6 protein-coding genes are annotated in these 6491 nt (G+C 53.7%); 5 read left to right on the top strand and 1 reads right to left on the bottom strand.

Features of this window, described 5'->3' with window-relative positions; translation table 11 throughout:
* Positions 1–561: SDR family NAD(P)-dependent oxidoreductase (locus tag ABJK56_RS02635; RefSeq protein WP_347243113.1), on the bottom strand; the 561-nt coding region annotated here is incomplete at its 3' end.
* Positions 562–888: 327 nt separating this feature from the next.
* Between ABJK56_RS02635 and nagB the strand changes: the two genes are divergently transcribed.
* From nagB to ABJK56_RS02610, 5 genes are all read left to right on the top strand, one after another.
* On the top strand, positions 889–1671 hold the full coding sequence (nagB, locus tag ABJK56_RS02630) for a glucosamine-6-phosphate deaminase (RefSeq protein ID WP_347243112.1): 783 nt from the start codon (positions 889–891) through the stop codon (positions 1669–1671).
* 21 nt (positions 1672–1692) lie between these two features.
* Positions 1693–2238, top strand: a complete 546-nt coding sequence (gene ruvX / locus ABJK56_RS02625) for a Holliday junction resolvase RuvX (RefSeq protein ID WP_347243111.1) — start codon at positions 1693–1695, stop codon at positions 2236–2238.
* A gap of 33 nt (positions 2239–2271) precedes the next feature.
* A complete protein-coding gene (locus ABJK56_RS02620; protein ID WP_347243110.1) occupies positions 2272–3162 on the top strand; it encodes an SDR family oxidoreductase in 891 nt (296 codons plus the stop codon).
* Between the two features lie 52 nt (positions 3163–3214).
* A complete protein-coding gene (locus ABJK56_RS02615; protein ID WP_347243109.1) occupies positions 3215–4639 on the top strand; it encodes a BNR-4 repeat-containing protein in 1425 nt (474 codons plus the stop codon).
* Positions 4640–5338: 699 nt separating this feature from the next.
* On the top strand, positions 5339–6442 hold the full coding sequence (locus ABJK56_RS02610; protein ID WP_347243108.1) for a WYL domain-containing protein: 1104 nt from the start codon (positions 5339–5341) through the stop codon (positions 6440–6442).
* Positions 6443–6491 lie beyond the last annotated feature (49 nt).

Here is a 6491-nt window from a genome sequence, read left to right as displayed (position 1 = left end):
TTCCTCGGCAAGTCGCTGGGCGACGAGCTGTGTAATCATGTGCATTGCGGCTTTGGTCAGGCAGTAGTCCGCCCGATTTGTTGAGACGGCGAACGCAGAAATAGAAGAGATATTAATGATGTACCCTTTTTCCTGCCTTCCCGCCCGGATGAAATCAATCATCCTGCGAGCGGCGGCTTGGGAAAGGAAAAACGGGCCTTTAAGATTGGTGGCGAAAACGCGGTCCCAGCTATCCTCGGTGGCCTCCAGGATATCCCTTCTGCCCACGGAGGTAATCCCCGCGTTGTTGACGAGCACGTCCCAGCGACCAAAGTTTTCAAGACGAGCGCTCATTCTGTCGCGGTCCGCGGCGCTTCCGACGTCACCCTGGACAGCTTCCGCAGATCCCCCTTTTCCTATGATAGACGCGACGACTGCCTCGGCGGCATCAGGCCGTGTGGCATAGTTGACGAAGACATGATATCCCAGTTCCCCCAGCTTCAACGCGATTGCTGCACCGATTCCCCGGGATCCCCCGGTGACCAAGGCGGCTGGCCGCGACGGCGCGGTGGTGCTTGTCATCTCTGTCCTCCTGTTTGCCTAAATTCTTCCTGAACCCCTAAGAGCGAACGCCTCCGAACAGAGTTGATGAGGCTGCAAGTTGCCTTGTGGCGCAGGCGGTTCCATCAGCTTGACAAAGCCCCATGTAGGCCTGACACTCAAGTAATATTATCATGAAGGAGCATTTGATCAGAGTCAAACGCAGGCCTATATGAGACTTAGCAGAAAAGTGGAATGAGTGAGAGACTGTCCGGCAAGTTGGTTGATAGACGGGAAGTGCTTGTGTTCGCTGGAGGAGTGACCGGGGTCAAGGTTCGCGGCGGGTTCATCCGTTGAGGGAGACGGATCATGGAAGTAGTCATCAAAGAAACTTACGAAGAAATGTGTCGGGCGGCTGCCGAGGCTGTCGCCAGTGTCCTCAATGCGAAACCAAACGCCGTTCTCGGCTTGGCTGTGGGCAACACCCACATTGGGTTATACCGGGAACTTGTGCGGATGTTCAAAGAAGGGTTGCTCGATTTTTCTCAGGTGACAACCTTCAATCTGGATGAATATGTCGGTCTGGGAAAGGATCACCCACAAAGCCAGTACTATTTCATGCACGAGAACTTCTTTAAATATGTGAATCTTTCACCGCAAAATATCTATATGCCGTCTGGTACGGCAAAAAATTACCGCGCTTTTTGTGCTTGGTACGAGCAGCGGATCAAAGAGTGCGGTGGGATCGATTTGCAAATTCTGGGAATTGGGACAGACGGGCACATCGCGTTCAACGAACCGGGCAGTTCCCTTGGTTCGCGGACGAGAATTAAGACATTATCCGAACGACGATTGGCGGAGATTAAGGATCTTTTTGATGAGGGTGAAGAATTACCGATTTATGCTATCACCATGGGAGTGGGCACAATTCTCGAGGCGCGGCGAATCATCCTGCTGGCGCACGGCGCTGCCAAGGCAGATGCGGTGGCGGCCGCCATCGAAGGGCCGGTGACGAGTATGGTGACGGCCAGCGCTTTACAACTTCATCGCGATACGATCGCATTCCTGGATCGCGAAGCCGCGTCGAAGTTGAAGTTGTTTGATTACTATCTGTGGGTCCAGAAAAAGCGTCCTGGAGCTCCAGGATATTGATTAGCAGCAATATAAAAGAAAATGATGAATAACGAAGCGGCAAACGAACAACGCGAGGAAGAGAGCCTAAAAAGAAGGCCGCTCCCCGAGCGGGGACGTATTGCCGGACTGGACTACGGTAAGACGCGGATTGGGATCGCGTTGAGTGATCCAGGCTGGGTACTGGCCACTCCCTGGTCTGTCTATCGGCGACGGGGGGCTGTGCAGGATGCGGCTTATTTTCAGAAACTTGTGCAGCAGGAACAAGTTGTTCTTTTCGTCCTGGGGTTGCCTGTCCATTGTGACGGGACGGAAAGCGAGGTATCGCTGGAGGTGCGAGAATTTGGAAAGTGGTTGGAGTCAGTCACCCGTGTACCGGTCGTCTATATGGACGAGCGGTTCAGCACCCAGACAGCAGAAACGTGGCTGCGAACGGCAAATTTCAGTCGCAAGGAGAGGCAAAAACGCGTGGACAAACTCGCCGCACAGATTATTCTCAGTTCTTACCTGGCCATTCTAAAACGGGGTGACGCCCCGCCATCCTGGTCGCCGTCACCTTTGGACGATCCGTCCCTCGACAACGAATGAGCAGTCCTAAATTGCGAGGGAATGCTCACGCGAATGGCTCGACGCATTGTGGTGGGAACCGGATATGTAGGGCTGCGCATTGCCAAGCTGTGGCAGCAGCAGGGAGACGAAGTGTATGGAGTGACGCGCTCCCCGGCAAAGGCGCGCACGCTGGCCGAGCTAGGATTAAAACCGATTATCGCCGACGTTTTGGATCCGCCCACTTTGGCCGATGTTCCCTACTGTGACACGCTGGTCTATAGTGTTGGCCCCGGCGGTCAAAGTCAAGTCTCACGGTTTGCTCTGTATCGTGACGGTCTAAGGACTGTGCTCAGCCGTTGGGGCGATCGAACCGCGCGAATTGTTCTCGTGAGCTCAACCGGGGTGTACGGGGACTCTGATACCGAAGTCGTTGATGAGTCAACGCCCAGGAAACCGCTCCGTGAATCATCGCAAGCGTTGGCGGAGGCGGAAGATCTCCTTCTTGCGCCTGCGTGGAGGGATAAGGCCGTCATCACGAGAATGGGAGGGATTTATGGTCCCGGCCGATTGCCACTTCTGCGTTACATTCGCGCTCGGCAGCCGCTCCCCACCGATCCGGATGCACTTCTAAACTTGATATTTGCAGACGACGCCGCCCGCGCCGTCGTCATTGTGGCTAATGCTGCAGAGCCTCCCGAGGTGGTCAACGTCGTGGATGGACGCCCGGTCACGCGACGGCAGTTTTATGAGAAACTTTGTCAATGCCTTGGCTTGCCACCGCCCACCTTCTCTCCATCATCACAGGAAGCCCTGCGGTTAACCCGGGCAGCAGGATCAGCACGTCCGGTGCGAATCATCAGTAACCGGCGCCTGATTGACAGATATCAGATGTCTTTTCTTTATCCAGATTATGAGCGAGGCATCGAGTATATCGTTGCATCGGGACGGGAAGAACCAGATTGATTGCGCAAGTCTTTGCGCTTATGCGGAAGCGTCATATACGAGGGATGGTCCGATGATGAAAAGCCCAGGACATCATTTTCTCCCTGGTGGCAAGACCGGCTTAATATTTTTGGTTTTTGCCATCTATTGCGGCACGCTGATATTGGGTGCCGAGAAAGAGACTGGTTATCGCGGTATCTGGTTCACGCTTGGTCAGAAAACTGAATGGGGAGACAAGTATTCCGGGGGGCTCGGAACATATACAGCCAACCATGTTCCAATTGCCGTTTATTGTCCTCAGGTCAAAAAAACGTTTTTTGTCTATGGCGGTGCTAAGGACGGCAAACGGCATTTACTCAATATGATTTCCTATTACGATCACGAAAAAGGGACGGTCCCACGACCGGTGATAGTACACGACAAGGGTGGGGTGGATGATCCCCATGATAATGCGGCGCTGGCCGTCGATGACCAGGGATATCTTTGGGTATTTATCAGCGGGAGAGCACGGAGTCGCCCAGGTTATATTTATAAAAGCTGCAAGCCATATTGCATCGATGACTTCGAGCGCGTTCGAGAAGGCGAGCTCACCTATCCGCAGCCATGGTGGTTCCCGGGCGAGGGATTTTTGTTTTTATTTACAAAATATACACGAGGCCGCGAGCTGTACTTCAGTCGCAGCCTGGATGGTCGTGACTGGCTTCCAGATGTCAAATTTGCCGCGATGGGTGGGCATTACCAGACAAGTTGGCAGCGACAGCATCTCGTCTTTACCGCGTTTAACTACCATTTCGGGGGAAACGTCGATCGGCGCACAAATCTTTATTACCTGCAAACAGAGGACCTGGGGCAAACATGGAAAAACGTCCAGGGCGACCCAATCGAAGTTCCCTTGACCGATCCGGTTAACAATGCCCTGGTCCGTCATTATGAGAGTGAGCATCGCTTAGTGTATATTCATGATATCGATTTAGATCACAACGGACATCCGGTAATTCTGTATGTTACTTCTGCCAGCTACAAGCCTGGACCTCCAGGGGCTCCTCGGTGGTGGACCACAGCGCATTGGAACGGCAAGACCTGGGAGTTTTCTGAAATTACGCCGGCCAATCACAATTACAGTACAGGAGCACTTTATATTGAGGAGGATGGCTGGCGGGTTATCGGTCCGACCCAACCAGGACCACAGCCGATTGGTGCGGGTGGGGAGATTGCCGTTTCGCTCAGTAAAGATCAAGGTCGTAGCTGGACAATGGTTCGGCAGCTTACGGAGCGGAGTCCTTTCAACCACAATTATGTTCGGCGACCAGTGAACGCGGATCCAGGATTCTACGCATTTTGGGCGGACGGCAATCCGGACACGTTTTCGCCCTCATGTCTATATTTTTGCACGAAAGAAGCTGAAGTCGTTTATCGTCTTCCGTATCACATGACTGGCGAGGAAGAACGCCCCGAACCGCTTCCGTTGACTCGTCTCAATCGTGCTCGTGGCGAGTAGAAGGCGGCCTGTTTGTAAAAAAGTCGGTGACAACACGACGACAAGAACATTGCGCCTCGGAGGCCGCTCGCTTGGTTTCCTGCCCTGGTTCAAGCATAGACATCGTCATTCCCGGTTATCTGATCAAAGCCATGCGGGGCGGGGGGTGCGAGCTCATTTTCTGAATTTCCCCCGCCCGAAAGCCCGCCATCGGAACCTGACAAAAAATTACACCGGTTGGACGTGGTTTGTCCAACCTGCTGGTTAGACTTGCCTTGGGAGGGACGCCTCGTGCGTTAATTTTGGACGGTGAATGGGGATGGCCCGGCGTCTGGGATCCTGGGGCAGAACGGCGGCACTGCCCCGAATGCCGCCACCAGCGCCGGGCCGCCTTTTCGCTTGAGAAAATTTGAGTGTGCCAATAACCTCTCGAGCCTGGCCGAATTTATGACTCCGGTATTGCGGTGTGGGAACCGGCTTCTGTGACGCAGATACCGTGTGAGGCGAGGAATCTTTCGATGAGAAGGCCGGTGACGGCCGCGGCCTATCGTGCGGTTGTCTGCGCCAGAAAAACGGAGCGGGGTTTGAAAAACGCTTTGGCGTCGAACGTCGCCACGTTTTATAATCGAACACGGGGGCGGAATGATGGAAGCGGTCTATCGATTCTTACGACGATGCTGTGGATGGGGAATCACCTCGAAGGATATCTGGGAGTCGCACATGGCCGAGCACTCTCCGCTTGTCCGTCAGTGGATCATGCTCCGAATTCTGTCCAGCCGTCACTACGGCGTGACGGTGAAAGAGCTGGCCGAGGAGTTAGGCGTTAGCGAGAAAACTGTCCGTCGAGACCTGGATGCTTTTTCGGAGGCCGGATTCCCTCTGGAAGAAACCGTGGTGGAACATGGCAGGAAGAAATGGAAACTGGCCGGGGATCTGACGGTCAAGGGAGTGCCGCTCCATTATGACGAGGCCATTGCCCTCCATGTCGCGCGGTGTTTTATGGAACCGCTGGCAGGGACGATCTTTTGGTCAGCCGCTCAGCGAGCATTCAATAAAATCCGCTGCATGTTCAACGAACGAGCGCTGAAATATGTCGAAAAAATGGCCCAAGCTTTTTATCAAACCCGTGTGGGCTTTTGTGACTATTCGCGACAGGCGGAAATTATCGATCAGATTATGATAGGACTGGAAGATCACCGTGCATTGGAGATCGAATATCAGTCACTGAAAGCCACCGAACCGGCCACCTACGAAATCCATCCTTACGGGATGACGTACCATCGCGGGTCCCTGTATCTTGTGGGATGGTCTCCGGGGAAAAAAGAGATACGACACTGGAAGGTGAACAGGATAATCCGGGCGGAGGTGACCGATCGCCGATTCGAAATGCCTGAGGACTTTCGCTTGGACGAGCATTTTGCCGGAAGCTTCGGGGTGTATCAGGGTGACGGCGATTATCATATCCGTGTTCGCTTCTCTGCAGAGGTTGCCCGATATGTGAGTGAAGCCAGGTGGCACTCCAGTCAGCAGTTACATCCGCAGCGAGACGGTAGCCTCATCGCGGAATTTGACCTGGAAAGCCTCGAAGAAATCGAACGCTGGATTCTCAGCTTCGGACGCCATGCGGAAGTACTCGAGCCGCCAGAACTCGTGGAACGAATCGGTTATGAAGTTGAACAAATGGCGCGGGTTTACACGGTCAAAAAAGACGCACAAAGGCTGACACTTCACAATCACGCGTCTATTTTTGACGCGGCCCTCCCACAGGACGAGTCATTTCTTTCAGACCGAATGAAGAACGCCGTGTCCCGGGCTCAAAAATGAAGATTGTGCTCTCGGATAGATGGGACAAAGATTTTCCAATGAAAATTTT

This window comes from Thermogutta sp. (assembly GCF_039793925.1).
Taxonomy (GTDB): domain Bacteria; phylum Planctomycetota; class Planctomycetia; order Pirellulales; family Thermoguttaceae; genus Thermogutta.
Note: the sequence above shows the minus strand (reverse complement) of the source record. Positions and strands in the feature narration are given on the sequence as shown.

Excerpts from the sequence above, each read along its gene's own strand:
- nagB (WP_347243112.1), top strand. The coding sequence starts at position 889 with ATGGAAGTAGTCATCAAAGAAACTTACGAAGAAATGTGTCGGGCGGCT.
- ruvX (WP_347243111.1), top strand. The coding sequence starts at position 1,693 with ATGATGAATAACGAAGCGGCAAACGAACAACGCGAGGAAGAGAGCCTA.
- ABJK56_RS02620 (WP_347243110.1), top strand. The coding sequence starts at position 2,272 with ATGGCTCGACGCATTGTGGTGGGAACCGGATATGTAGGGCTGCGCATT.
- ABJK56_RS02615 (WP_347243109.1), top strand. The coding sequence starts at position 3,215 with ATGATGAAAAGCCCAGGACATCATTTTCTCCCTGGTGGCAAGACCGGC.
- ABJK56_RS02610 (WP_347243108.1), top strand. The coding sequence starts at position 5,339 with ATGGCCGAGCACTCTCCGCTTGTCCGTCAGTGGATCATGCTCCGAATT.